This window comes from Halanaerobiales bacterium (assembly GCA_035270125.1).
GTDB lineage: Bacteria > Bacillota > Halanaerobiia > Halanaerobiales > DATFIM01 > DATFIM01.
In genome coordinates this window covers 1-26504 of sequence record DATFIM010000005.1, presented here as the reverse complement: position 1 = coordinate 26504, position 26504 = coordinate 1, and the positions used below count along the sequence as shown (strand labels likewise).

Here is a 26504-nt window from a genome sequence, read left to right as displayed (position 1 = left end):
AGGTTAAAAGATTAACATTGCAGCGGCTAAAGCAATAAAATATAATCTTTGTTGTTGATTTTGTTGTTTCAAATCTTCAATGTTTTTATTTTGATCTTCAATTTTTCTATTTAAAGAATTTATCTTACTATTTAAACTATCTACATTAGTTACAGTAACAGCCTGTTGGTCTTTTATATTTTGAATTGCTTCTTGATTTCCTAAATCCTCACCTATATTTTTCAAATCCTCATTTATTACACTAATATCATTATCATTTTCTTTTAACTTTTCTTCTAAATTATTAATAGTGATAGTTTGGTCTTTTAGTTCTTTATTTAATTTTTCAATTTCATTACTTAAGTTTTTCAATTTATTAATTGTTTCAATGATGTTATTAATTTCTTCTTTATTATTGTTAATTATTTCGCGATTTTCACCAATAGCTTCAGTTTGTACAACATTTTTTTCTTTATTATTTTCTAAATTATTAAAAATATCTTCCTGCTTTTTAGCAATTTCCACTAATTCATCTCTAAACTCCAGAGACAATTTTCTTATTTCATCAGTATCATCTTCAGTAATTTGTACATCACTTGTTTGAAGGTCATCTAACATTCTGGCCAATATAGTAGCTAATTCATAACGCGAAACTTTATTTTCACCTTTAAAAGTATCATCTTCATATAAAGTTAAATATCCCCTGTTAATCAATTTTTGTACACTATCATAAGCCCAATGATCTTTTGAAATATCTTCAATTTCAGCAGCATTAACTGAAATTGAAAAAACAGTAATTATAAATAACAAAATAACAAGACTACTGAATATTTTCTTCATCAACAAACACTCCTTTTATATTTTCTATTTTTATTTCATTACCTTCAGAATCAGCAAAAAATAATTGATGCCAGTTTATAGGTAATTCATTACCTTCTTTAATTCTAAACTGAATACTTCCCAAAATATTTCCATTATGATTATCAGGTAAAATATTTTTTAATTGAATTATACCATTACTTTTTATTTCAGCTGAATTCCAATTAACAATTTCACCATCTTTAACAAAAATATCACCTGGATATACCATTATAGCTTTTAATTTCTCTTCATCAAAAGAAATTCTAAGGTCCATATTTTTAATTCGTTCAAAATTTTCAGCACATATATCTACTGTAATTAAATTGTTTTCTACTGGATTTTTATTTGTTTTAAAATATAATGTAGGTTTTAAACCAGGAAGATTAATTTCTTCTTTTGCAGTTTGACTATAACCATGTAGACCGTCAGTAACTACTGCATATTCAAATCCACCTTCAACATTTAAAGATTTTACTTCCCAATTTATTTTAATTTTTTCTCCAGGTTTAACAGGTCCTAAAAATTTACTTGTTTTTTCATAACTTGCTAAAGTTATACCAGGTGGTAAAACTATTTCACTATAAGTATCATATAATGTTGATCCTCCATTATTCGCCACTTCAGCAGTAATAGTAAACGGATTTGGGATAATTCTTCCTTTGTTTACTGTTAACTCATCATTTACTTTCACAGAAGTATTAAGACCTGGAGGACCTACTAAATCAATTGATCTTCTTACTTTATTTGAATCCGTATTATCTGCTTTAACCTCAACAGAAAATTCAGTAGAATCCTGTTTTTGATAAATATCTAATACTTTTGGTTTTACCTGCCATTCTACCTGTCTAATAGAACCAGATTTTAAATTACCAAGATCTTTTTTTACTTCTTTTACAGCAAAGTTATCAGATATATTTAAATTAACATTAACGTTTTTTGCTTCAATATCAGAAGTGTTTTCTATATAGGCAATAACTGGAAAACTTTTATCAGGTTTGTCAAATACAAATTCAGCAGGTGATGTTACACCTAAAGATAATAATCCTGGAACAATTGAAATTCCACCAAGTCCATAATTGGTTATAAAAATCTTACTTTCACCAGGTGCTAATTCATTATTTTCCCAATACATAGCTACTGCACTATCAACTTCATAGCCACCTTTTCTGATAAAATCTTCACCAGGATTATAATCAAAATCCCAGCTTCCATCAGCCAGGCTTCCCCAGTCAGAAAAATACACTTTATCAGGAACAGTAACTCCTGGTCCTTTCAAAGTACCCTGGGAAGTAACTTTGGGTTCACTAATACTATCAAATGCCTGATAAAAATTTGACAATTGATTTTTTGGAAATAATTTATCACTAGTGATAGCCTCTTCCCCCATTCTTAAAGGGGCTCCATCATTTTCACCTAACATAGTATCCAGCATAATTCTTAAACCTATATTTTTACTTTGATTACTATTATTAGTCAATCTATATTTTATTTGAGCAGTATCGTATAATCCAGTCGTTGTACTTTTTACAATAGATAAATTTTGTTCAATATTTATATCATTTATCTTATAAGTTGTCTTTATAGTACCATCTTCAACTTTTGGAGCAGTTATCATTTCTCCATAGTCTGCGTTTTTTCCTGCTCTTCTTTCAGTATTTCCTCCAAAAACATAATTTTCTTCATTAATTCTAATAGTTGTATATGAAGTCCAGGGATTAGGTCTTCCATATACTAAAGGTTTATTTTTATCACTTTCTTTATAAGGTGCTCCTCCTGTAGTTTCAACTGCAAATCTTCCTTTTGAATTATCATTTTGATTTATAACAATAGCAATATATTCATTGGTCATTCTCAAATTATTATATTCATCTACTCTAGTTTCAATATTTTCTTGTGCAACTGAAATACCTGAAAATATTGAAATAAAAATAATTAATAAAATTAAAATATTATATTTATTTGATAAAACCATTAATTATTCACCTCCTTAAAGTCTACTTCACCTAAATTAAGATCTATTACAGGATTACCAGCTTCATTAATTTTAAAATCAACTACTATTGGAATACTATAGGGCATATTATATGATTTAAATTCCCAACCTCGCTCTATTGCCAATCTTGATGTTTTATCTATTTGTTCTATACCGGAAGAATCTGTCATTGTTAGACTTAATAATTCACCAGTTTTATCTATATTTACAACAAATTTAACTGTTCCTTTTTCATTTTCTCCGACAAGATCTTTAGGGTATTGAGGGGTGATTGACTTGGCAATAAGTTCTCCAGATGTTGGTGGAGGTGGAGGAGCTTCCTCTTCTTCCTGTTCTTCTTCTGAAGGATTAGGCTTATTTTTAGTATCAGTATTAGTCTCAGTTTCTTCTTCATTTTGTTGATTAGTTACATTTTCATCATTATTCTGAGATTTATCTTCAACTTCCATTTCAATATCGCTTTCTTCACTACTTATTACTTCAGAATTGTTATTTTTAGATGTAGAATCAGTATTTTCATTAACTTCTTCAACTTCTTCTGTTTCATTTTGTACTTCTTGACTTTCTTGCTCATTTACTTTCTCAACAGTTGTTTCTTGTGCTTCATCTTTTTTTATTTCTTCTGTTTCTTCATCAATTTCAATATTATTTTCCTCTTCCTCAATTTCCTCAATATTTTGATCTTCTTCTATAGTTTCTTCTTTTTCACGTTTATCTTCAGAATTTTGCTTTTCACCAGCTTCCTGACTGGTTTGAGTAATGGGTTTATATTCTACTAATTCAATAAAACCAAAATCTTGAGTTTCATTTTTTTCTCCAAACCCAGCTTGATTAGCAAGAGGAAATGCGAATAAAATTAAAGCATGAATCAATATAGATATCACTATATATTTAAATAATTTATTCTCCTTCATCTTCCTCCCCCTTTGGTTCTGCAGCAAGGGCTAATTTATAGATTCCTGCATTTCGCAAATTATCCATGACATCAACAACATATCTATATTTTACCTCCTCATCTGCATTTATAATAGCAGTCAAATCTCCTAAATTTTCATGTTCATTTTTAATTCTTTCCCCTAAACTATTTAAAGAAATATTATTATTTTGATAAAAATACTCACCATCTTCAGTAACATTAATAATAATATTGTTTTCAGTTTGTTGAGTAGTAGTAACGGCTTTAGGTAATTGCATATCTAAACCCTCAGGGGTAGAACGAAAAGAAGTAAATAGCATAAAAAATACTAAAAGAAAGAAAATAACATCAATCATAGGTATAATATTTATTGATGACTTCTTTTTAAGAGTAGGTTTGAACATTATCCTGCCCCCTATCAGAAACTACTTCAATTATATCAACCATACTGAGATTCATTTCATGTGCTCTTTTTTCAACCTTATTAGTAAAATATGAATAAAATATTGCTGTAGGAATAGCAATTATTAAACCTAAAGCAGTACTTATTAAAGCCGCTGCAATTCCTGAACTAATTTGTGATGGAGCGGCTGCTCCTGCAGCTGTTCCTAAAATATTAAAACTACTAATAATACCTAACACTGTTCCAAGTAAACCAAGGAGTGGAGAAATCATAGCTATTACATCTAAAACTGCTAAATGTTTCTCCATTTTCTTTATTTCATCTTCTCCAACTGCCTGCATTACTTCCCTAACTCGATCAGGATCTTCACTATAATGAGCCAATGCAGTTGATAAAAGTTTTGCGTTTGGTCCTTTTTTACCTTTTAGTTCATTTAAAGCACCCATAATATCACCTTCATCAACTAACATTTCTATTTTTTTAATTAATCGAAAGCCATTATCTTTATGTTTAGCAAAAAATATTAATTTTTCAATAATAACTGCCAAACTTGTAATTGATGCAATTAAAAGCGGTATTGACATTGGTCCTCCTAAGGCTAATAAATCCATTATTTTCTGAAAACTAAATATATTCATTAAAACCACTCCTTTTATTTTCTTCTTATTTTCCCTTATTACTAATTTCTACACAGATAATTAGATTCCTGCCTCTTAGGCAGAAAAGAGAGTTTTGAACTAAAATATCATATTGAATTTTTTAGTGCTTCAACCAATTTATAATCAATTTTCATTTTACCCAATCGAGCTCCATCTTTATTGCCAGGACCATGATCATCTGATCCCCCTGTTATTAATAAATCATTATCATTTGCTAATTTAATATATTTATTAGTTTCATTTAAATTATGTTCATAATAATATGCTTCAATACCTTCAACGCCCATTGATAGTATTTTATTTACTATTTTATCATTTTCTATTAATCCAGGATGTGCTAAAACAGGAATACCACCAGCTTTTTTAATAATAATAATAGCTTCATCTGGTTTTAAGCGATATCTTTCAACATAAGCCTCTTTACCAATAGCTAAATATTTTTCAAAAGCTTCCGAAAAAGTTTCTACATAATTTTTGTTTTTTAAAACTCTAGCTACATGTGAACGACCTACAGCACCTCCATCAGATAATGAAAAAACATCATTATTAGTTATTTTAATCCCCATTTCATTTAATTTATTTACAATCCTTTTTACTCTTTTTACTCTAGAATCATGTAATTTTTTAGTGACATTAATTAAACTTTTATTGTGATAATCAATAAAATAGCCTAAAATATGAACTTCAAATCCTTTATATTTTGTATTAAATTCTATTCCAGGAATTATTTCTAAATTTATTTTTTTACCATTTTTGATTGCTTCATCTAATCCACTAACAGTATCATGATCTGTAATTGAAATAGCCTTATAGTTTAATTTTTTTGCTTTATATACAACTTTTTTAGGACTTAAACTTCCATCAGAAGCTTTTGTATGAAGATGAAGATCTACAGACATAAAATAATCACCACTTCCAAATTAAATATTATCATTCCCACTATAATATAGTATCATATAACTTTATTTTTTAAAACCAAAAAACTGTCTGATATTAATATCAGACAGTTTTATTAAATTCATATTTGTTTTTTTATTAACGAGGTTCAACAATTAATTTTATTGCCGTTCTTTCTTCTCCATCAATTTCAACATCAGTAAATGCGGGAATACAAATAAGGTCCATACCACTAGGTGCTACAAAGCCTCTTGCTATTGCTACTGCTTTAACTCCTTGATTTAAGGCACCTGCACCAATAGCCTGTAATTCAGCATTATTTCTTTCCCTCAATACATTAGCCAGTGCTCCTGCCACTTTATTGGGACTGGATTTTGATGATACTTTTAATACTTCCATGAATTAATAGATCCCTCCTCAATTTTTGGAAAATAATATTCTTCATATATTATATTAGCTATATCTAGAAAAAATTCCTGCATATTTATTGAATTTTTTTATATAATTTAATCTTTTCTACTAATTCTTTCAATATTTACAGTATCCTTTGTATTTTCATCAATTTCAAAAATAGCACCTTCAATTTGACACTGACCAGTACCTACCGAAAATCTTTCTGGCATTTGTGTTTTATATTTTTTAATAACTGCTTCCTTTTTCATTCCAAGAATTGAATCAACAGCTCCAGTTAATCCAAGATCAGTAATATAACCAGTACCATTATTCAGTATTTTTTCATCGGAAGTTTGTACATGAGTATGGGTACCGGCAACTAAAGATACTTTTCCATCAATATAATTTGCAAATGCTAATTTTTCACCTGTTGCTTCAGCATGAAAATCAACTATTATCATATCAGCTGATTCTTTAATTTTTTCTAGATGATTATCAAATACCATTACTGGAGAATTAGCCTCTGGCATATATATTTGACCAATTAAATTTAAAATAGCAATATTTAAATTATTTTTTTTGATAATCGTCCAGCCTCTTCCTGGAACTCCAGGCATATAATTTAATGGTCTTACTAATCTTTTATCATCATCAATAAAATTAAAAATATCTTTATTGTTCCAGGTATGATTTCCCATTGTCAAAGCATCTATACCATAATCATACAATTCATTTGCAACTTTTTCAGTTATACCAAATCCACCAGCAGCATTTTCTCCATTTGCTATAACTAGATCTACACTAAATTCATCTATAATATTATCTAGTAGTTTCCTTACTGCACGTCTACCAGCTCTTCCAACTATATCACCTATTAAGAAAATATTCATATTTAACCAAACCCCTATAATTATATTTTATTTAATAGAAAAAGCTCCTCAAAACGAGGAGCTTTCTTGATATATTATTTTGCATATTCAACATTTCTTGTCTCTCTAATTACAACAACTTTAATTTGACCAGGATAATCCAAATTGCTTTCAATATCCTTAGATATATCTCTACTCAATTTTGAAGCTTTAACATCATCTACTTTATCAGATTCAACAATAACTCTGATCTCTCGACCAGCTTGAATTGCATAAGCTTTATTGACTCCATCAAAGGAATTACCTATTTCTTCAAGCTCTTCAAGTCTTTTTATATAAGCTTCAAGAGTTTCTTTTCTAGCTCCAGGTCTAGCAGCTGATATTGCATCTGCTGCTGAGACTAAAACAGCTTCAATTGATTTAAACTCTACATCTCCATGGTGTGCTTCAATACAGTGAATTACATCTTCACTTTCATTATATTTCTTAGCAAGATCCATACCAATATTAACATGAGGACCTTCAACTTCATGATCAATCGCTTTTCCTATATCATGAAGTAAACCACCACGTTTAGCAAGATTTACATCAGCACCTAATTCAGAAGCCATAATACCTGCTAAATATGAAACTTCCAGTGAATGCTGAAGTACATTTTGTCCATAACTTGTTCTGAATTTTAATCGACCTAATTTTTTCACTAGTTCAGAATGAAGACCATGAACACCGGTATCAAATGTAGCTTCTTCACCTAATTCTCTTATATGACTATCTAATTCATCCTCAGCTTTTTCTACCATTTCTTCGATACGTGCTGGATGAATTCTACCATCAACTATTAATTTTTCTAAAGCAATTCTTGCAATTTCTCTTCTAATAGGATCAAAACCAGAAATTACAACTGCTTCTGGTGTGTCATCAATAATCAAGTCAATTCCAGTAAGACTTTCAAGTGTCCTAATATTTCTTCCTTCTCTACCAATTATTCTACCTTTCATTTCATCGTTTGGAAGATCAACCACTGAAACAGTAGTTTCAGCTACATGATCTGCCGCACATCTTTGAATAGCCATTGAAATTATTTCTCTGGCTTTTTTCTCAGATTCTTCTTTTGCTTGTGCTTCTTTTTCCTTGACCAATTTTGCATATTCATGTTCAAGTTCTTCTTCTTTTTTATTTAATAAATAATTTTTTGCTTCTTCTTCAGTAAAATTAGATATATTTTCTAGTTTTTCTTTAGCATTAGCTTTTATTTCATCAATTTTCTGTTCTTTTTTATCTAATTCTTTTTCTTTTTGAGATAACTTATCACTTTTCTTTTCTAAGTCTTCTGATCTTCGGTCAAGGTTTTCCTCTCTATGCATTAAACGGTTTTCCAATCTCTGAAGTTCATTTCGTCTATTTTGAATTTCTTCATTTGCTTCTTCTTTCATTTTGTGAGCTTCTTCTTTAGCTTCTAAAATAAACTCACGTTTTTTAGATTCAGCTTCTCTTTCTGCATCTTTTCTTATCTTTTTAGCTTCTTCTTCAGCAGATTGGATCCGGGCTTCAGCAATATACTTGCGAATAAAATATCCAATTATTAATCCAATTGGTAGAGCGATTATGGCATACAATACACCTCCATTAATTTTATTCACCCCCTATCATTATTAAATTGTATTTATATAAATCATTTAAAACTAGTATTTGCACCTATAAACATTTTATCCTTTTTAACCTATTATGTCAAGACTCATAAAAAAAAGCCTGCTAAAAAGCAGACTTTTAAGATTTTTTTATTTTATTCTTCCGATTCTTCTTCTGTATCATCTTCATCATCAAGTAAACCAACTTTTTTTCTTATATTATTTTCAATTTCTTCCATAATTTCAGGGTTTTCTTCCATAAATTCTTTTGAATTTTGGCGACCCTGACCTAATCTTTCTTCACCATATGAATACCAGGAACCAGCCCTATCAATTACTCCAGTTTCTTCTCCTAAATCAAGTATACAACCTGATTTTGAAATTCCAGTTCCATACATTATATCAAATTCTGCCTGACGGAAAGGGGCTGCTACCTTGTTTTTAACCACTTTTGCTCTAGCATGAGATCCAATTATTTCGTCTCCATCTTTAATTGTCTGTGATCTTCTTAATTCAATTCTAACTGAAGAATAAAATTTTAAAGCTCTTCCTCCTGGAGTAGTTTCCGGATTTCCAAACATAACTCCAATTTTTTCTCTAATTTGATTAATAAAGATTACGGAAGTTTTAGATTTACTTACAGCTCCAGATAGTTTTCTCATTGCCTGAGACATTAATCTGGCCTGTAATCCTACATGAGAATCTCCCATTTCACCTTCTAATTCTGCTTTAGGAACAAGTGCTGCTACTGAATCAACGATTACTAAATCAACTGCATTACTCCTGATTAATGCCTCAGTTATCTCTAAAGCTTCTTCACCATTATTAGGTTGAGATATTAGCAGATTATCAATATTAACTCCTAAATTTCCAGCATATTTGGGATCTAATGCATGCTCTGCATCAATAAAAGCAGCAATCCCATCCATTTTTTGTGCTTCAGCTATTATATGTAGCCCTAAAGTAGTTTTACCAGAAGACTCATTTCCATAAAGTTCAATTATTCTACCTCTAGGTATACCACCAACTCCGAGGGCTACATCAAGAGGAAGTGCTCCAGTCGGTATAGCATCAACATCTAAGGTAGAAGTATCTCCTAATCTCATTATAGAACCTTTACCAAATTGTTTTTCTATTCTCTTTACTGCATTATTTAATGCTTTTTCTTTCTCATCATTAGCCAAAAATATCACACCTTTCAAATATATAATGATTTAAATTTCAACTCTTATATATATTATAGAACAAACGTTTCAAAAAAGCAAGTATTATTTTATATTTTTGGAAAATATTTCTTCATATTCAGGACCTTTTTGAGTCAATTCACTTTTCATTAAAGAAATATTTTCTACTTTAGAATAAATATTAATAAAATGTTTTTGTTTATTAAATTCATTTAAAGAATTAGCTAATTTATCTATATTTGAATAATCTTTTGAACGCCCAATAGTAATGTGGGGAGTAAAATCTCTTTTTTCTTTTTCAAAATTTAATTCAAACATCTTTTTTTCAATATCTTCATTTATTTTTATTAATTTATTTTTTCCTTGGTGGACTCCTAAATATATAACTTTAGGATAATTTATATTTGGAAAAGCATCTAATGAATTTATTTGAAAATAAAATTTATTAAAATCTTTAATTTCATTTATTTTTTCTTTAATTATAGAGAGTCTATTTTTATTTACATCCCCGAGAAATTTTATAGTCATATGCCAATTTTCTTTTTTTACCCATTTCACTTTTTCATTAACATTATTTTTTATTAATTTCACTTTATTATTTATTAATTTTTTATTTCTATCAGATAGATTAATTGCAATAAAAAGTCTCATTTCTATTCCTCCATTAATTTTTCAAGTAGTTCTTCTGCCTCTTTATGGCTATCACTTAAATGTAAAGTTTCTCTTAATTCAGAAATAGCGGCCTCTTTCATACCTCTTTCTATAAATGCTTTAGCTAAATGAAAATGAGCTTTAGGATATTCTGGATTACTTTCTACAGCAGATGAATAGTGTGAAATAGCCTTATACACATTATCTTCGTTAAGATAAATATCTCCTAATTCAATATATACATCAGCATATTTAGGATTATACTTTAGGGCCTGTTCAAAATAATATTTGGCCCTTTCTATATCCTCATTTATGTTTGCAATTTTACCTAAATAATAAAAAGCAGAATAATTATCCGAATCTAATTCAATCACTTTTTCAAATTTATTTTTTGCAGAATTATAATCTTCTTCAAGAAAATAAAGTTTTCCCAACTGAAATTGAATAGAAAAATTTTCTTTATTTTTATCTAGACCCTGATTTAATATTTCTATTGCTTTTTCATATTCTTGATTATTTATATATATTTCTCCCATATTTGAGTAAACTGATATATTATCTTTATTGAATTCTAAATATTGTTTATAATATTTTAATGCCTTTTTATTTTCATTAATATTTTTATGCAAATTTGCTAAGTTTAAATAATCTTTGAAATTTTTATCAGATAAAATAGAAATTTCATATTCTTTTATTGCTTTTTCATATAAATTCAATCCCTGATATGCTGAAGCTAAATCACTATGAAATTCCGGTGAATCTACTCCTAACATACTTGCTTTTTCTAGTTCGTTTTTGGCTTCACTAAATAGAGCACTATCATAATAACCTTCTTTATTTAAATATAATTTTCCAATTTCCCAGTGAATCCTGGCAAATTCATAACCATTATTTTTTAAATTTTTTATATTATTTTTAGCCATACTTACTTCTTTATTTTTAATATATGATAAAGTTTGATAATATAATGCATCTATATACATTTCTTCATTCACTAAATCATTTTTAAGAAAATCTGAAAAATTTTCAATCGCTTTATTATACTCATGATTATAGTAATATTCAATTCCATTTATCAATTTAATATTATCTTGCTCCTGAGCAAAACCGAAATTTGAATTTATAAAAATTACAGAAACTAATAATAAAATTAAAACTAAATAATATTTATTTTTCATTTTTATTTATCCCCCTTTTAAAATGATCCAACAAATAATAAAATACATATTGAGAAGTCATCCATTTGTTAAAAGATCTTGAATATTTTAAGTTCAATTTATGAACTATATTTTTTTTGCCATAAGATATACCTATATACACTAATCCTACTGGTTTATCAGCTGTACCTCCACCTGGACCGGCAATACCTGTAACTCCAATTCCAATATTTGTTCCAAACTTGTCTTTTATATTTTTAGCCATCATTAGTGCTGTCTTTTTACTTACAGCTCCTTGTTTTTTAATAATTTCTCTATCTATATCTAATAAATTAATTTTAGCTTCATTAGAATAAACTACATAACTACCTTTAAAAACCTTAGAACTTCCCGGGATTTGTGTTAAACGATGACTTATTAACCCGCCCGTACATGATTCAGCTAAACTAATTGTAAGTTTTCTTTTTAGCAGAATATTATAAATCTCCTTAGCTAAATCAGTATTATTTACTCCATATATATATTTACCAACCTTTTTTCTTATTAATTTCTCTTTTTTAGAAATCATATCTTTTAATTTGTTTTTGTTTTCACCTTTAGCCGTTATTCTAAGTTTTACTTCTCCTTCGCCAGCTAAAAGAGCTAAGGTAGGATTATTTTGATTTTCTAATATATTTTTTAATTTGGTTTCTAAAGTAGATTCACCAATCCCAAAAAAATGTAGTGTTTTTGATAAAATTGTTTTTTCTGAATATTTTTGTAATTCTTTCAAAATATAGTTAGAAAACATTTTTTTCATTTCTGAAGGAACACCAGGCAAACTTATTATCATATAATCACTTTCTTTTAATAAAATACCGGGAGCTGTTCCCCAATTGTTTTTAATTACTTTTGCTCCTTCAGGTAAAAATGCCTGACTATAATTATTTTTAGTCATATTATAATTTTTTTGATCAAAATATTCTTTTATAGAATTTAAAAGATTTTCATCCTGATATAAATTTTTATCAGTTGCTTTAGCAATTGCCTGCCGGGTTAAATCATCTTCAGTAGGACCTAATCCTCCAGTAGTAATTACTAGATCAGATCTTTCAATAGCTCTTTTTAAAACATTAATTACCCTTTTTTGATTATCACCAACAGCTGTCATATAATGAATGTCATAACCTAAATCTTTTAAATGTTCTGCTATATATTTTGAGTTAGTATCAACTATATCCCCAAGTAAGATTTCTGTCCCAATTGATATAATTTCAGCCTTCAACAAAATCTCTCCTTTAGTTACTTTATTTTAAATTAATTATATCACAGAAAATATTATATTTAAATCATTCTAAATTTTAGAAAATAATAAATAATAAATAGATATTACCAATAAAAAAAATATCCTTACAAGATTCAAGGATATTTCAAAAATTATTATATTTTTAAAAAATAATGATAATTATGTTTAAAATTATCCAGGAAAAAAAACCTGCTAATAAATCATCAGCCATTATTCCAATACCATAAGGTAATTCTTGAACTTTATCAATTATAAATGGTTTATAAATATCAAAAAATCTAAATAAAATAAAACCTACAAAAATTATTTTAAAATTTAAATCAATAAAAACAAAAGTCACAAGAATACCGGCAATTTCATCAATAACTATCTCTGGGGCATCTTTAACTCCAGTTATTAATTCTTCATAATAGGAAATACCAGTTGCTATTATTATAAAAGGAATAATAAAAAACACATTAGTAACCAGTGGAAAAAATAATATAATAAATACTGCTAATATTGAACCATAAGTACCTGGAGCACCTGGTATTTTACCAATAAATAAACCTGTAGCTAATAATTTGTTAATAAAATGTAAATAATTATTCATAAAAATCAACTCTTCTCTAATTCAAAAAAATCTATATCAGATCTTTTAAAATAAATATATCCTGAATAAATTGTCATTAAAACAGCTGCCCATAATAAAATTTTCTCTAAATAAAAAGGAAAGTCTATTATATTAGGTTCTAATAATAAAGCAATTATTGCAGATATTTGAAGTATAGTTTTTAATTTTCCCCATATACTTGCAGATATTACTATACCTTCACTAGCAGCAACCACTCTCAAACCTGTAACAGCCAATTCTCTCCCAATAATTATGACAGCAGCCCAGGCAGAAATTTCTCCTAATGATACAAATGAAATTAATGCTGCTGTTATTAGTAATTTATCAGCTAATGGATCAACAATTTTACCAAAAGTAGTCACTAAATTATTTTTTCTAGCCAGATACCCATCTAATCCATCAGTTGATGCAGCTAAAATAAATACTAATAAAGCAAAAAATTGAAAAAATTGGCTATTATCATTACTTAAAATTAGAAATCCCATAAATATAGGAACTAATAATATTCTAAGTAATGTTAACTTATTAGGTAAATTCATGTTCAACTCTCCTTTATTGTAGTTGCAAAAAGATCATAATCATTTGCATCTGTTACTTTGCACTTAACAAAATCCCCAATATTTAATGAATCTCCTTCTAAAAATATTTGGTTATCAATTTCTGGTGCATCATATTGAGAACGAGCTTTATAATATCTTTCATTATGTTCAGTTACCAGAACTTCTAGTTCTTCACCAATAAGTTTTTTGTTATTTTCTAAAGAAATTTTTTGCTGAATTTTCATTATTTCATTATAACGATATTCTTTGATCTCTTCATCAACCTGATTCTTCATATGATATGCTGGTGTACCTTCTTCTTTTGAATATTGAAAGACTCCCAATCTTGAAAATCTTATTTTTTTTACAAAATCAACTAATTTTTCAAAATCATTTTTTGTTTCCTGGGGAAAACCAACTATCAGTGAAGTCCTTAATACAATATCAGGTATTTCATTTCTTAATTTTTTTATTAAATTCAATAAATCTTCACTATCCCCTTTTCTTCCCATCTTTTTTCTTACATTTTTTACTGAATGTTGAATTGGAATATCTAAATAATTACATATTTTATCTTCTTTTTTAATAATATTTATTAAATCATCGTCTATACGTTCAGGATATGCATATAAAAGTCTAATCCATTTTAATCCTTTTAAATTAGTTAATTTTTCTAACAAAGAAACAAGCTTTGATTCATCATAAATATCTACTCCATATTGAGTAATATCCTGGGCTATTATAATAATTTCCTTAATACCATTGTTAATCATTTGTTTAGCTTCTTTAACTAAATCCTCAATAGGCCTGCTGTTTAATCTTCCTCTTATCTTTGGAATTGTACAATAAGTACAATTATTATTACAACCCTCAGCAATTTTCAAATAAGAAGTGTAATTATTTGTATAATTACGTGGTAAAGTAGATTTATAATCAAAACTTGGATCATCAGGAACTTCATAAATATTATTTCCATTCATCACTTTTTCTATAACTGTATCTAATTTATCAAAATTGCCTGTACCCAATATTGCATCAATTTCTGGAATTTCATTTCTTATTTCCTCAAAGTATCTTTGAGTTAAACAGCCTGTCACAATAACTGCATTACAATATCCATTTTCTTTATAATAAAGAGCATCAAATATAGTTTCAATAGATTCTTCCTTTGCATCATTTATAAAACCACATGTATTAACAACAATTACATCAGATTCTTTAGCCTGATCTACAATTTGAAATTTATCCTGTATTTTTAGAGATCCACTCATATATTCACTATCGACTTCATTTTTAGGACATCCAAGAGTTTTTAAAAAAACTTTGTACATAATTAACCTCCATTACAATTAAAATAAAAATACTGAGGTATTCACCTCAGTTACAAAATGGTCGGGCTGGCCGGATTTGAACCGGCGACCCCTACGCCCCCAGCATAGTGCGCTACCAAGCTGCGCCACAGCCCGTTTGCTACATTATCTACTTTATATAATCCTGATTATTTAAATATTTGCTTAACTTATCAGGATAATCTGTTACAACAAAAACTTCTTGAATTGATGAACTATTTTTTCCTAATAATTTTATACCACTTGAAGTATTATATTTAACCTGTAAATAAGCTGGAACGCCACTTCCACTTCTTTGATTTATTCGACCGGGTATAATACTTTTTACCTGAGCAATTTTGGCTACTTCTTCCAATAGAGGTTTTATATCTTCAATAATAGTATGTTCTTCTTTTATTTTATTATGTCTATATTTATTACCACTCATTAAAACCACTTCCTTAGCTTCATTATAGCATCAAAAATAATTAGAAGCAAATAAAGGTATATAAATAAAAAATGGAGCTGACGACCGGACTTGAACCGGTAACCTGCTGATTACAAGTCAGCTGCTCTGCCAATTGAGCTACGTCAGCATACCTATTTTAATTAGTAATAATAAATTTGATCATTATTGTGGAGCTGACGACCGGACTTGAACCGGTAACCTGCTGATTACAAGTCAGCTGCTCTGCCAATTGAGCTACGTCAGCACTACATCAATTGATATCCTTCTTTTTTCACAACGCAAAAACAATTATAACTAAGAGAAGCTTATGGGTCAAGTTTAAAAATATAAATTAGAGTAGTTTAAAATAGATTAAAACGTTAATACTCTTATTTTCTTATATTTATTCTGGTATTCTAAATAATCTATTTATAAAATTATTCTTTTGCTATTCCTTTTATAAGAGTATTTAACGACTTTCTAAATAATTCCTTATTATTTTTAATCTCTTTTTCTTTTACATAATAAAAGGCCAAAGATAGTATTAAATCAAAATAAAAATCTGCTTCATTATTATTTTTTAATTTGTTTTTTTCAATACCTAATTTTATAAAATTTATTATATGATTATTAATTTTTTCTTTTATTTTTCTTATTTCGTTTTCTACTTGCGGATATTCTAAAAAAACTTCTCTTGCCTGTCTACTTTCAGTATATCGAATTAAATCCAGAAACATTTTATCTAATTCTAAAAATTTTTCAAAATAATTTTCATCTTTATTTACTGTTACTTTTACTTGTCGCTCGATCGATTTTATTTTATTTAAATATATTTCTTTGATCATATCTTCTTTATAACCAATTATTTTATATAATGTATTTTTTGCCATTCCTGTTTCTGCTGCGAGTTGATCCATATTCCAACCCTTTAATCCATAATTAAGAAGATATTGTGAAGCCTTATGATATATTTTTTTTCGGATGTTTTTATTATTTGCTTTACTCACAGTATTCCTCCCAAATTATTAAATCTTTATAATAAAATTTTTAGATATTTAAACGTTTTCTAATAACTAATACTTCTGGAGGTTTATTTTCCTGGTTTAAATAATAATAATGAAGAACATTATATTTTTTCCTATCTAAGTCAGAGGCATATTCAATAATTTTTTCTTTTTCGATTTTTCCGCCTTCATGACCTGGATAAATAACAATAACAATAATACCTCCATCTATAAGAATTTCTAAACCATTTTTTATAGCTTTTAGAGTCGTATTAGGACGTGTAATTATTTTTTTATCACTTCCTGGTAAATATCCTAAATTAAATAATATAGCTGAAATATCTTCATTTTCAATATGATCTTTCATATTCTCATGACCATCTTCAATTAATTTAACTCTTTTACTATAATTATTTTCAACTAGTTTATTCCTGGTATTTCTAATAGCTTTTCTTTGAATATCAAAACCATATATTTTTCCATTTTTCCCAACTAATTTTGCTAAAAACAAAGTATCATTTCCATTACCCACTGTTGCATCAATAACTACATCTTTTTTTTCAATATACTTTTTAAGTATTTGATGAGAATACTCTACACCCTGTATTAAACTCAAATCCTTCATATTTCAATCCCCCTGCGATTATTTTCAATATATTTTTTTATTTTGTTTTTTGCAATTTTTACAAAAACACTTCTGGTTATTGGAAAAATTAAACTAAATCCAGTTATATCAGTTAATATTCCCGGGGTAAGTAGCATTGTTCCTCCAATTAATATCAAAACACCACCAATTAAATCATCAGCTGGTAATTTACCTAACTCAATTTTATTTTTTATTTTTTTAATAACTTGATAGCCCTGACTTCGAGCAAGAGTTATACCAATAATACCTGTAGAACCAACAATAATAATAGTTGGAATAATACCGATGAACTCTCCTATTTTTATTAATAATGCTAACTCAATCAAAGGTACAGTTGCAAAAACAATTAATAATTTAATAAACATAATTTCCTCTCTTTCAATATTCTTTTCTGAACTCTAAATCTTTCATAATTTCTTTCATCTTGTTTTCAGTAGATTTAAAAGTTATTATAATTTTATCAATACCTTTCTTTTCCCAGGCTTTAAATATAATACTTTTTATAAAATCTAATTCATGTGATTTTTCTATATATTTATTTAAAATACCAACGTTTTCTATTTTTAATATTTTTTTATTATCTTTTACACTTATATCTGAAATTAAAAAGCCAAGTGGATTGTCATTTTTATAATAAATGTAAGCTAAATATCTATTACTGTAGATAATATCTTCAATTTTTTCTTTATTATAGTTAATTTCACAATAATTAGTGCAATTATTTATAAAATTTAATATTTCAGTCGGATTTTTCAATTCTATAAAACTCAGAGCCTTTAACTCAGGAGACACCCAGTTATTTAGTGCTTTTTTATCTAGTTTTTTTATATACATTACTTTTCCTTTATCTTTAATTAAGATCACCTCATAATTAACTTTTCAGTATTTTTTGGATTACCTCTTTTTGAGAAACATTAGTTAAATCAATTTTAAGAGGAGTAAGGGCGACTTTGTTATGATTAACAGCCCAAATATCAGTATTGTAAGAAAACTCTTCTGTAGTCCTTCCTGATAACCAATAATAATCTTCCCCCATAGGATCAACTCTTTTTTCAAAAGTATCAACATAGTTACTACTACCAAGATCAGCAATATAAGTACCATCAAGATTTTCTTCAATTATATCTGGAACATTTATGTTCAATAACATTCTTTCTGGTAATAAATTTAATTTTAATTTATTAAGAAAATCTGCTACAAAATTTGCAGCCATTTCAAAATTGCGTAATTCATCCATTACTAATGAAACTGCTATAGAATTATAACCCATCATCCAGGCTTCAATTGCAGCTGAAACAGTTCCAGAATACAAAACATCATATCCTAAATTACCGCCAGCATTTATTCCTGAAATAATTAAATCTGGTTCAAAATTAATAAATTTTTCAATACCTAATTTAACACAATCAGCAGGTGTACCATCAATTTTATAACTTTTTATATTAGGTATCTTTTTAAATTCTACTTCTTTGGCTCTTAAAGGATCATTAATAGTAATTGAATGAGCAGAAGCACTTCTTTCTCTATCTGGTGCAACCATCACTATTTCATGGTCCCCCTTAGCTAAAGCTTTAGCTAAAGTCTGAATACCATCAGCATATATACCATCATCATTTGTTAAAAGTATTTTCATATCTTAACACTCCTTTCATATAATCATTTTTTTCTTTGTCTATTTATTATACAGTATTAAAATTCAATTTTAAATATCACATTTTACTTGTTTGTATAAGATAGAGTATTATTGAGTATAAATCAGCTAATTTATTCTCATTATGCTTATTATGTTATAATTAACATTGACCTAAGCCGGGTTTTTATATATACTAATACTTGCGTCGTGATAACGGGCTGTGGCGCAGTTTGGTAGCGCACCTGCTTTGGGAGCAGGGGGTCCTCGGTTCAAATCCGAGCAGCCCGACCATTTTTTAAAATTTTGCCCTCATCGTCTAGTGGTCCAGGATACCAGGTTTTCATCCTGGCGACAGGGGTTCGAATCCCCTTGAGGGTACCATATTTGGAGGGGTGCCCGAGTGGCTAAAGGGAGCAGACTGTAAATCTGCCGGCGATGCCTACAGAGGTTCAAATCCTCTCCCCTCCACCATTTTTAAACCAGTTAATTCTGGTTTTTTTACTTTATGTAAAACTTTTTATTTTATTTGTAATTTATTTTTATAAAAAATATTTTTTTCTATTATTTCTCCTCTTTCTCCCCAGGGTCCATATTTTTCTTCATTATATAAAATATAAATTCCTGCACCATTGCCAATTCTTAGTGTTATACTATTATCATTATTAAAAATAAAATCTTCTTCTTGATTATTATTCATAAAACCTTCATATAAAATATCATTGTTATTTTTTTTATTTAAAGTAACCCTTAACCAGCTTTTTTGTCTTGCAACTATTTTAATATTTATATTTTCTTTTTCCTCAGTTTTATCTGGAATGTTATCATCTTTTTCATTTCTTGTAGATTTTTTACTCACATCATTATTTTTATTAAAATTATCTGGAATATCAAAAATAATATCATTTTCCTCTAAATCAAAATTATTTTTAGATTCATAACTATTTCCACTGATATTAAATTTGTTTTTTTCAATACTAGTAATACTATCAATTTCATTTTCATTTAAATTAATATTATCATCTAAGCTATTTTCTAATTTTACATTAGAATTTTCTATTGTAGTATCTGAATTTGCAATATAATTATTATAAATAAAAAATCCTATCGTACCCATAAAAATGATAATTAATATAATTATTGCAATTTTTTTAAAATAATTATTTTTATTTAAATCCATATTATTTAATTCTGCATCTTTATTTTCTTCATCAGGTTTTTTGTTGCTTATATACTGTTCATATTCGTAAATAAATGGATCTGGATTAATACCAATTGCTCTAGCATAACCTTTAATAAATGATTTTACATACACATCCCCTTTAATTTCAGAAAAATCATTATTTTCTAATGCAATTAAATACTTTTTTCTTATTTTTGTTTTCTTTTGAAGTTCTTCAATTGATAATCCATTTTCTTTTCTAGCTTTTTGTAATTCATTTCCTATATTCAAAAATCAGATACCTCCTTATTTAAATTACTTCTCTTTTAATATATTCAATAAATAAGAGTAAATATCCTTTATCTAAATAAACAAAAATCTAATTTATCTTTTATAAATATAAAAAAATCCCCTTTCTAATAAACAGATTATTTTTATTAAATCTGTCTATCATAAGGGGAACTAATCAATTAAAGCTGTCTTCAAATAATTTTATATTATATAATAGAATAATATTAATTTTCACCTTTAGTATAAGGTTCTCCATCTGCTGCAGGTGGAGTTGATTTACCAAAAAATCCAGCTAAAATAACAATAGTTAAAATATATGGTATTGCACTAATTAATTCTGATGGAATAAATGGAAAATCTACTCGTACAGCAACTGCTTCTGCATATCCAAATAACATAGCAGCTCCAAAAGCACCTACTGGATGCCATTTGCCAAATATCATTGCAGCTAATGCTATAAAACCTCGTCCTGCCGACATTTCACGAACAAATGCACTTCCATCACCGATAGACAAATGAGCACCTGCTAGACCGGCTAAAACACCACTCATGAGCACAGAAATAAAACGCCAGCGATTAACTTTCACACCTAATGTATCAGCTGCTGCTGGATGCTCTCCAATAGATCTTATTCTTAAACCCCAACTTGTTTTAAAGAAAAAATACCAAACTATTGGAACTAAAATAAGGGCTACATAAGTTAATACACTAAATCTTACATCAAAAATTCTCATAAAAGGTAACCGAGCAACCATTGGAGATGTACCTTTTACATTAAATAAAACCTGTAAAAGAAATATAGTAAGTCCTGTTGCAAATATATTAATACCAGTTCCTACTACAATTTGATCAGCTTTAAAAACAACACAAACAAGTGCATGTATAGCTCCAAACATCAATCCTGCAATTATTGCAAATAAAACACCTGTCCATGGATTACCATTTATAGAACTTCCATAAGCAGCTGCAAATGCCCCAAAAAGCATCATACCTTCTAAAGCTATATTAATAACTCCTGATCGTTCTGAAAATATACCACCAAGAGCTGCTAAAATTAATGGGGTTGCAAAGCGAAAACTTGCTAGTATTAAAGAAAGTGATAGCATTTCTTTTATAGTATCCATTATTCAACCCCCTCTTTTTCTTTACGTTTACGTAGATACATTTTTAAAATCTGCAAACTGGCTACAAAGAAAATAACAAGTGCCTGAATAATATTAACTATCTCTGAAGGCACACCTGCAAATTGCATTTCTAAACCACCCTGATTTAAAGCTCCAAATAAAAGTCCACCAAAAATTACTCCAATTGGATGAGTTTGACCAATCAAAGCAACTGCTATACCTGTAAAACCATAGCCAGCATCCATACCGGACATAAAGCTAAGATGAGTTCCTAAGGCCTCTCCTGCACCAGCTAAACCTGCTACAGCTCCACCAAGAAACATTGTGATAAACATACTTTTTCCAGGCTTAATACCACCATATTCAGCACCATCACTATTAAATCCTACAGCTCTCATTTCATAACCAAGAGTTGTTTTAAATAATATATACCAGAGAATAATAGCAGCAATTATGGCAAGTACAAAGTTCATATGTAACCTGATACCTGGATTGGTAAAAATATCAGCAAAAGGTAACTTACCCCAAATAGGATGTTTTGGGATTTCCTTAAATCTTAATAACGCAGCAGAAGGTTCAATTTCTGGAGTAGCCATTCTACTAGAAGTTCTTAATTTATTAATTCCATAATTAATTGTCAGAGCAATTGCTATATGATTTAACATAATAGTAGTAATAACCTCATTTGAGCCAAATTTAGCTTTTAATAACCCAGGTAATCCTCCCCATAAAGCTCCGGCTAACATACCTATTAAAATTGCAAGAGGTAAATGAATAAAACCTGGTAAAGAAGTAAAAACATAACCAGCAACACCAGCAGCAAAACCTCCCATTAGAAGTTGTCCTTCAGCACCAATATTAATCAAACCTGCTCTAAAAGGTAAGGCAAAAGCAAGTCCGGTTAAAATTAATGGTGTAGAACGCCAGAGGGTATTTAAAATATTACTAAAACTACCAAATGCTCCATGATATAGAGCCTGATAAGCAGTAACAGGTGATTGGTCTGTTAATAATATAAAAAATATACCAAATATTAATGCAACTACAATAGATAATAATGAAATACCAAAATTGGTCATCATCGATTTAATATGATCCCATCTATTTTCCACTATCTTCACCTCCAGCATCAATAGTTGAACCAGTCATTAATTTCCCTAATTCTCTTTCATCAGTTTCTGATGCATCTAATACATCTACTATTTCTCCTTCAAAAATAACAGCTATTCTATCACTTAATGATAATACTTCACTAAGATCTGCAGACAATAACAATACTCCAGCACCATTATCTCTTCTTTCTATTATTTGCTTATGAATAAATTCAATTGAACCAACATCTACTCCTCGAGTAGGTTGTGAAGCAATTAAAAACTCTGGATCCTGTGAAAATTCACGGGCAACAATTAATTTTTGTTGGTTACCACCAGAAAGATTTTTAGCTTTTGCTTCCATTCCTCCACCACGAATATCAAATTCATCAATTAACTTTTGAGTATAATCAGCTATATTATTATATTTCATAATTCCATTTCGAGAGAATGGTTCTAAATCATGATAACCCAAAATAACATTTTCCTGAAGATTAAAATCCATAATCAAACCACGTTTTTGTCTATCTTCGGGAATATGAGCAACACTTTCTCTTTTTATTTCACGAGCATCAAATTTAGTAATATCTTTATCTCTTACTTTAACTTTTCCACTTTCAATTTTTCTAATACCAGTTAAAGCTTCAACTAATTCAGTTTGACCGTTTCCTTCTACTCCTGCAATACCAAGAATTTCTCCTTTTCTTACTGTTAATGAAACACCTCTTACAGCTGGAATATCACGATTATCACTGACCTTAAGATTATTAACTTCAAATATTTTTTTACCTGGATTTGCCTCGGTTTTTTCAACTTCTAATAGAACCTGTCTTCCTACCATTAATTCTGCAACATCTTCTTCAGTAACATCTTCAGTATCAACTGTATCAACACTTTTACCATTACGTAAAACTGTTATTCTATCAGAAATTGCTTTTACCTCTTGAAGTTTATGAGTTATAAATACAATAGTTTTTCCCTGCTCTTTTAATGATTTAAAAATTTCAAAAAGTTCATCAATTTCCTGAGGAGTTAATACAGCAGTTGGTTCATCAAAAATCAACAATTCAGCTCCCCGGTAAAGAGTTTTAATAATTTCAGCTCTTTGCTGCATACCTACAGAAATATCTCTTATTTCTGCCTCTGGATCAACATAAAGACCATATTTTTCAGATATTTCTTTCACCTTATCTTTAGCCTTCTTTTGATTAAGAATTATACCACTTCGTGGCTCATTTCCAAGTACTATATTTTCAGTAACAGTTAATGGATCAACCAACATAAAATGTTGATGAACCATACCTATTCCTAGATCTATAGCATCTTGAGGACCTTTTAAATTAACTTTTTCTCCATTATAAAAAATTTCACCATTATCCTGGTCATATAAACCATATAAAACTTTCATCAAAGTAGTTTTACCAGCACCATTCTCACCTACTAGGGCATGGATTTCACCTTTTTTGACTGAAAAATTAACATTATCATTTGCTTTTACACCTGGAAATAATTTAGTAATATTATTCATTTCCAAAATATAATTTTCTTCCCTGGACATTATTATTCCTCCCTGAAAATACTAAAAATTTAAGTGAGGCCCTGCATAATTGCAGAGCCCCTTAAGTTAAAATATGATTTTAAATAATTACTCAAGGTCTTCAGGTCTGCCAGTTTCTCCCCAATTTTCTACTTTTATTTCGCCTTTCATGATCTTTTGTTTAATATCATTGATACGATCAGCATAAGGCGCTGTTATTTCTTGCTTCATTTCTTCAATTGTATTTAGTTCTTCTTCACTAATCATACCATCTTCATAAGCCTGTCTCTCTTCAGGTGTAATAGATGTAAGATTTGTAAGACCAACTCCACCACCTGCTAAACTGAAGTATAGATTACGGCCACCTTCATAGTCTCCTTCAACAACATCTTCAACTGTATTAAATACTGCGTTATCTACTCTTTTTAACATACTGGCAATTACATGCCCTGGTTGAATGAAGTTTTGGTTTGAATCTACACCTATTGCATAAACATCTTCTTCTTGGGCTGCCTGGAATACACCAGTACCAGTTCCACCAGCAGCATGATAAATTACATCGGCACCATCATCAATCATACCAAGTGCAATTTCACGTCCTTTAGCCGGATCTCCAAAAGAATCAGCATATTGAGATTGAACTTTTGCATCAGGATTCACATGCTTTACTCCCTGATAAAATCCACCTTCAAAACGGTGAATTAGAGATGAGTTAACTCCACCTACATAACCAACAACATCAGTTTCAGTTACTAAACCAGCTAAAGCACCAGCTAGGAAAGAACCTTCCCATTCAGTAAAGTTAAGGGATACTACATTATCAGGTATATCTTTTCCAAAATCCTGATCAATGTGAGCAAATTTTACATTTGGATAATCTTTAGCAACTAATTCTAAAGTGTCTGCCATTTGAAATCCAACACCAATTACTAAATCAAATCCTCCACCTGCAAAATGACGTAAAGCAGTTTCATCTTCAGATGGATTTGCTGGTTCTACATAATCAAATTCAATACCTAATTCATCTTCAGCTCTTTGTAATCCTTCATAAGCAGCATCATTAAAAGAAAGATCACCAAGACCACCAGTAGAAAGAACAATACCAACTTTAGTGTCCTGAGCTTCTACCTGAGAACCTGCAGAAAACACCATCATTAAAGCAAAAACTAAAACAACAGAAATACTTAAAACTTTTTTAATCAAAATAAAAACCCCCTTGTATATTTTTTTAAATGGTACCAAAATTTATAAATTACAACTATAATATATCATTTTTAGATTATAGTTGCAACATCAAACAAGTATCCTAAATAAAGTAATAATTATCTATTTCTCATAACCTTAAACTGAAATTGATCATTTCTAAAATAATTCTGAGAAAATAATATCATTCTATTTTTTTCATCATAATGAAATTGTTCTAATAAAAGCAAGGGTGAATTCTTTTTAATATTCAAAAAAGATGATACATATTTATCGGCTTTAACAGCAACAATATTAGTAACAGCTCTTTTTACATTAATTTCAAATTTATTATTTAAGATATCAAATAAAGAACTTTCAAAATATTCTTTTTTGTAATTATTATCTAGATATTTTAAAACCAGGTGATCAATACAATAAACTACTGGCGTATTATTTGCTGTTCTTACTCTTTCAATTCTTAATACTTTATCAACTTTTTCATTACTAACTTCATAGATTTTCTCTTTTAAAGATTCAGAAATTTTTATTTCCTTAATATTTAATTTCTTAGTTCCTGCCTGAAATCCTTCATTTTCTATAGTTTCAGTAACACTATTTAATTTTTCAATACCTTTTTTAAATTTAGGGGTTGGTTTATTTACAAAAGTTCCAATCCCCTGTTGTTTAATAATTTTACCTTCTTCTTCAAGAACTCTCAAGGCTTCTCTAAGTGAAGCTCTACTAACATCTAGACTTTTAGAAAGCTTATTTTCAGAAGGTAATTTATCTCCTGCTTTATATTTTCCATTTTCTATTTTTTTTTCTAAATATTCTTTAATTCTTAAATATAATGGCCTTTTATCCTCATTAATTGTAGGCATATAAACCACCTTTACATAATTTTATGAATTATTTAAATATTATTTTAAAAAAACTAAACTTTTATTATTTAATTTTAATACAAGTCATCATACCTGTCTGACATCTGTTTAAATAATACCAAAAATATTGAAATATGTCAAGATTTTAAG

At 28.6% G+C, this 26504-nt stretch carries 28 protein-coding genes and 6 tRNA genes; 3 read left to right on the top strand and 31 right to left on the bottom strand.

Annotated features, from left to right (window positions below):
- Positions 1 to 3: 3 nt before the first annotated feature.
- The 25 genes from VJ881_00345 to surE all read right to left on the bottom strand — a co-directional run bounded on the left by VJ881_00345 (position 4) and on the right by surE (position 19086).
- Positions 4 to 819 carry an S-layer homology domain-containing protein gene (locus tag VJ881_00345; GenBank protein HKL74487.1) on the bottom strand — a complete coding sequence of 272 codons (816 nt, stop codon included), beginning with the start codon at positions 817 to 819 and terminating at the stop codon, positions 4 to 6.
- The gene (locus VJ881_00340) at positions 800 to 2812 is read right to left on the bottom strand and encodes a hypothetical protein (GenBank protein HKL74486.1); all 2013 of its coding nucleotides are present in this window, start codon (positions 2810 to 2812) and stop codon (positions 800 to 802) included. Before VJ881_00340 ends, VJ881_00345 begins: the two co-directional genes overlap by 20 nt.
- Positions 2812 to 3747, bottom strand: a complete 936-nt coding sequence (locus tag VJ881_00335; protein ID HKL74485.1) for an energy transducer TonB — start codon at positions 3745 to 3747, stop codon at positions 2812 to 2814. The genes VJ881_00340 and VJ881_00335 overlap by 1 nt, the downstream gene beginning before the upstream one ends.
- Complete coding sequence (locus VJ881_00330; GenBank protein HKL74484.1) at positions 3734 to 4153, bottom strand: biopolymer transporter ExbD; 420 nt, start codon at positions 4151 to 4153, stop codon at positions 3734 to 3736. The genes VJ881_00335 and VJ881_00330 overlap by 14 nt, the downstream gene beginning before the upstream one ends.
- Positions 4134 to 4790, bottom strand: a complete 657-nt coding sequence (locus VJ881_00325) for a MotA/TolQ/ExbB proton channel family protein (protein HKL74483.1) — start codon at positions 4788 to 4790, stop codon at positions 4134 to 4136. The genes VJ881_00330 and VJ881_00325 overlap by 20 nt, the downstream gene beginning before the upstream one ends.
- Before the next feature lie 107 nt (positions 4791 to 4897).
- Positions 4898 to 5710, bottom strand: coding sequence for a PHP domain-containing protein (locus VJ881_00320; GenBank protein ID HKL74482.1), 813 nt, complete (start codon positions 5708 to 5710; stop codon positions 4898 to 4900).
- A 136-nt stretch (positions 5711 to 5846) separates the two neighbouring features.
- Positions 5847 to 6107 carry a stage V sporulation protein S gene (locus tag VJ881_00315; protein ID HKL74481.1) on the bottom strand — a complete coding sequence of 87 codons (261 nt, stop codon included), beginning with the start codon at positions 6105 to 6107 and terminating at the stop codon, positions 5847 to 5849.
- A 107-nt stretch (positions 6108 to 6214) separates the two neighbouring features.
- The gene (locus VJ881_00310; GenBank protein HKL74480.1) at positions 6215 to 6991 is read right to left on the bottom strand and encodes a TIGR00282 family metallophosphoesterase; all 777 of its coding nucleotides are present in this window, start codon (positions 6989 to 6991) and stop codon (positions 6215 to 6217) included.
- Between the two features lie 74 nt (positions 6992 to 7065).
- Complete coding sequence (gene rny / locus VJ881_00305; protein ID HKL74479.1) at positions 7066 to 8610, bottom strand: ribonuclease Y; 1545 nt, start codon at positions 8608 to 8610, stop codon at positions 7066 to 7068.
- Positions 8611 to 8753: 143 nt separating this feature from the next.
- Positions 8754 to 9782, bottom strand: coding sequence for a recombinase RecA (gene recA, locus VJ881_00300; GenBank protein ID HKL74478.1), 1029 nt, complete (start codon positions 9780 to 9782; stop codon positions 8754 to 8756).
- A gap of 84 nt (positions 9783 to 9866) precedes the next feature.
- The gene (thpR, locus tag VJ881_00295; GenBank protein HKL74477.1) at positions 9867 to 10433 is read right to left on the bottom strand and encodes an RNA 2',3'-cyclic phosphodiesterase; all 567 of its coding nucleotides are present in this window, start codon (positions 10431 to 10433) and stop codon (positions 9867 to 9869) included.
- A 2-nt stretch (positions 10434 to 10435) separates the two neighbouring features.
- Positions 10436 to 11611: a tetratricopeptide repeat protein gene (locus VJ881_00290; GenBank protein HKL74476.1), complete on the bottom strand. Its 1176-nt coding sequence runs from the start codon at positions 11609 to 11611 to the stop codon at positions 10436 to 10438.
- The gene (locus VJ881_00285; GenBank protein ID HKL74475.1) at positions 11601 to 12854 is read right to left on the bottom strand and encodes a competence/damage-inducible protein A; all 1254 of its coding nucleotides are present in this window, start codon (positions 12852 to 12854) and stop codon (positions 11601 to 11603) included. Before VJ881_00285 ends, VJ881_00290 begins: the two co-directional genes overlap by 11 nt.
- A gap of 163 nt (positions 12855 to 13017) precedes the next feature.
- The gene (locus tag VJ881_00280; GenBank protein ID HKL74474.1) at positions 13018 to 13467 is read right to left on the bottom strand and encodes a phosphatidylglycerophosphatase A; all 450 of its coding nucleotides are present in this window, start codon (positions 13465 to 13467) and stop codon (positions 13018 to 13020) included.
- Between the two features lie 5 nt (positions 13468 to 13472).
- The gene (gene pgsA / locus VJ881_00275; GenBank protein HKL74473.1) at positions 13473 to 14027 is read right to left on the bottom strand and encodes a CDP-diacylglycerol--glycerol-3-phosphate 3-phosphatidyltransferase; all 555 of its coding nucleotides are present in this window, start codon (positions 14025 to 14027) and stop codon (positions 13473 to 13475) included.
- A 2-nt stretch (positions 14028 to 14029) separates the two neighbouring features.
- The gene (gene rimO / locus VJ881_00270) at positions 14030 to 15358 is read right to left on the bottom strand and encodes a 30S ribosomal protein S12 methylthiotransferase RimO (protein HKL74472.1); all 1329 of its coding nucleotides are present in this window, start codon (positions 15356 to 15358) and stop codon (positions 14030 to 14032) included.
- A 58-nt stretch (positions 15359 to 15416) separates the two neighbouring features.
- A tRNA-Pro gene (locus tag VJ881_00265) sits at positions 15417 to 15493 on the bottom strand.
- 13 nt (positions 15494 to 15506) lie between these two features.
- Positions 15507 to 15803 carry a DUF2103 domain-containing protein gene (locus VJ881_00260; protein HKL74471.1) on the bottom strand — a complete coding sequence of 99 codons (297 nt, stop codon included), beginning with the start codon at positions 15801 to 15803 and terminating at the stop codon, positions 15507 to 15509.
- A 72-nt stretch (positions 15804 to 15875) separates the two neighbouring features.
- A tRNA-Thr gene (locus VJ881_00255) sits at positions 15876 to 15951 on the bottom strand.
- 41 nt (positions 15952 to 15992) lie between these two features.
- Positions 15993 to 16068 (bottom strand) — tRNA-Thr (locus VJ881_00250).
- Between the two features lie 172 nt (positions 16069 to 16240).
- Entirely contained in the window at positions 16241 to 16810 is a 570-nt protein-coding gene (locus VJ881_00245; GenBank protein HKL74470.1) for a TetR/AcrR family transcriptional regulator, read from the bottom strand.
- A 40-nt stretch (positions 16811 to 16850) separates the two neighbouring features.
- Positions 16851 to 17432, bottom strand: coding sequence for a class I SAM-dependent methyltransferase (locus tag VJ881_00240; GenBank protein HKL74469.1), 582 nt, complete (start codon positions 17430 to 17432; stop codon positions 16851 to 16853).
- A complete protein-coding gene (locus tag VJ881_00235; GenBank protein HKL74468.1) occupies positions 17429 to 17818 on the bottom strand; it encodes an FxsA family protein in 390 nt (129 codons plus the stop codon). Before VJ881_00235 ends, VJ881_00240 begins: the two co-directional genes overlap by 4 nt.
- A gap of 13 nt (positions 17819 to 17831) precedes the next feature.
- Positions 17832 to 18287, bottom strand: coding sequence for a hypothetical protein (locus VJ881_00230; GenBank protein HKL74467.1), 456 nt, complete (start codon positions 18285 to 18287; stop codon positions 17832 to 17834).
- Positions 18288 to 18324: 37 nt separating this feature from the next.
- Positions 18325 to 19086, bottom strand: coding sequence for a 5'/3'-nucleotidase SurE (gene surE, locus VJ881_00225; GenBank protein ID HKL74466.1), 762 nt, complete (start codon positions 19084 to 19086; stop codon positions 18325 to 18327).
- Positions 19087 to 19300: 214 nt separating this feature from the next.
- On the opposite strand from surE, the gene VJ881_00220 reads away from it, so the two are divergent.
- From VJ881_00220 to VJ881_00210, 3 genes are all read left to right on the top strand, one after another.
- Positions 19301 to 19377, top strand: a tRNA-Pro gene (locus tag VJ881_00220).
- 14 nt (positions 19378 to 19391) lie between these two features.
- A tRNA-Glu gene (locus tag VJ881_00215) sits at positions 19392 to 19467 on the top strand.
- A 5-nt stretch (positions 19468 to 19472) separates the two neighbouring features.
- Positions 19473 to 19557, top strand: a tRNA-Tyr gene (locus VJ881_00210).
- Positions 19558 to 19603: 46 nt separating this feature from the next.
- Here VJ881_00210 and VJ881_00205 read toward each other — a convergent pair.
- The 6 genes from VJ881_00205 to VJ881_00180 form a co-directional block, all read right to left on the bottom strand.
- Entirely contained in the window at positions 19604 to 20536 is a 933-nt protein-coding gene (locus tag VJ881_00205) for a RodZ domain-containing protein (GenBank protein ID HKL74465.1), read from the bottom strand.
- 224 nt (positions 20537 to 20760) lie between these two features.
- Positions 20761 to 21660, bottom strand: a complete 900-nt coding sequence (locus VJ881_00200) for an ABC transporter permease (protein HKL74464.1) — start codon at positions 21658 to 21660, stop codon at positions 20761 to 20763.
- On the bottom strand, positions 21660 to 22772 hold the full coding sequence (locus VJ881_00195) for an ABC transporter permease (GenBank protein HKL74463.1): 1113 nt from the start codon (positions 22770 to 22772) through the stop codon (positions 21660 to 21662). Before VJ881_00195 ends, VJ881_00200 begins: the two co-directional genes overlap by 1 nt.
- A complete protein-coding gene (locus VJ881_00190; protein ID HKL74462.1) occupies positions 22762 to 24309 on the bottom strand; it encodes an ABC transporter ATP-binding protein in 1548 nt (515 codons plus the stop codon). The genes VJ881_00195 and VJ881_00190 overlap by 11 nt, the downstream gene beginning before the upstream one ends.
- Positions 24310 to 24396: 87 nt before the next feature.
- Positions 24397 to 25491 (bottom strand): BMP family ABC transporter substrate-binding protein, encoded by a 1095-nt coding sequence (locus VJ881_00185; GenBank protein ID HKL74461.1) that lies wholly within the window; start codon positions 25489 to 25491, stop codon positions 24397 to 24399.
- A gap of 119 nt (positions 25492 to 25610) precedes the next feature.
- Complete coding sequence (locus tag VJ881_00180; protein ID HKL74460.1) at positions 25611 to 26354, bottom strand: GntR family transcriptional regulator; 744 nt, start codon at positions 26352 to 26354, stop codon at positions 25611 to 25613.
- Between the last annotated feature and the right edge of the window lie 150 nt (positions 26355 to 26504).

Bases quoted from the DNA above. Each gene is read 5' to 3' on its own strand.
- VJ881_00190 (HKL74462.1), bottom strand. From the start codon at position 24,309: ATGTCCAGGGAAGAAAATTATATTTTGGAAATGAATAATATTACTAAA.
- VJ881_00240 (HKL74469.1), bottom strand. From the start codon at position 17,432: ATGAAGGATTTGAGTTTAATACAGGGTGTAGAGTATTCTCATCAAATA.
- VJ881_00200 (HKL74464.1), bottom strand. From the start codon at position 21,660: ATGGATACTATAAAAGAAATGCTATCACTTTCTTTAATACTAGCAAGT.
- VJ881_00230 (HKL74467.1), bottom strand. From the start codon at position 18,287: ATGTATATAAAAAAACTAGATAAAAAAGCACTAAATAACTGGGTGTCT.
- VJ881_00335 (HKL74485.1), bottom strand. From the start codon at position 3,747: ATGAAGGAGAATAAATTATTTAAATATATAGTGATATCTATATTGATT.
- pgsA (HKL74473.1), bottom strand. From the start codon at position 14,027: ATGAATTTACCTAATAAGTTAACATTACTTAGAATATTATTAGTTCCT.
- VJ881_00330 (HKL74484.1), bottom strand. From the start codon at position 4,153: ATGTTCAAACCTACTCTTAAAAAGAAGTCATCAATAAATATTATACCT.
- surE (HKL74466.1), bottom strand. From the start codon at position 19,086: ATGAAAATACTTTTAACAAATGATGATGGTATATATGCTGATGGTATT.
- VJ881_00345 (HKL74487.1), bottom strand. From the start codon at position 819: ATGAAGAAAATATTCAGTAGTCTTGTTATTTTGTTATTTATAATTACT.
- VJ881_00320 (HKL74482.1), bottom strand. From the start codon at position 5,710: ATGTCTGTAGATCTTCATCTTCATACAAAAGCTTCTGATGGAAGTTTA.
- VJ881_00280 (HKL74474.1), bottom strand. From the start codon at position 13,467: ATGAATAATTATTTACATTTTATTAACAAATTATTAGCTACAGGTTTA.
- VJ881_00235 (HKL74468.1), bottom strand. From the start codon at position 17,818: ATGTTTATTAAATTATTAATTGTTTTTGCAACTGTACCTTTGATTGAG.
- thpR (HKL74477.1), bottom strand. From the start codon at position 10,433: ATGAGACTTTTTATTGCAATTAATCTATCTGATAGAAATAAAAAATTA.
- VJ881_00260 (HKL74471.1), bottom strand. From the start codon at position 15,803: ATGAGTGGTAATAAATATAGACATAATAAAATAAAAGAAGAACATACT.
- VJ881_00340 (HKL74486.1), bottom strand. From the start codon at position 2,812: ATGGTTTTATCAAATAAATATAATATTTTAATTTTATTAATTATTTTT.
- VJ881_00325 (HKL74483.1), bottom strand. From the start codon at position 4,790: ATGAATATATTTAGTTTTCAGAAAATAATGGATTTATTAGCCTTAGGA.
- rimO (HKL74472.1), bottom strand. From the start codon at position 15,358: ATGTACAAAGTTTTTTTAAAAACTCTTGGATGTCCTAAAAATGAAGTC.
- VJ881_00310 (HKL74480.1), bottom strand. From the start codon at position 6,991: ATGAATATTTTCTTAATAGGTGATATAGTTGGAAGAGCTGGTAGACGT.
- VJ881_00180 (HKL74460.1), bottom strand. From the start codon at position 26,354: ATGCCTACAATTAATGAGGATAAAAGGCCATTATATTTAAGAATTAAA.
- VJ881_00315 (HKL74481.1), bottom strand. From the start codon at position 6,107: ATGGAAGTATTAAAAGTATCATCAAAATCCAGTCCCAATAAAGTGGCA.
- VJ881_00290 (HKL74476.1), bottom strand. From the start codon at position 11,611: ATGAAAAATAAATATTATTTAGTTTTAATTTTATTATTAGTTTCTGTA.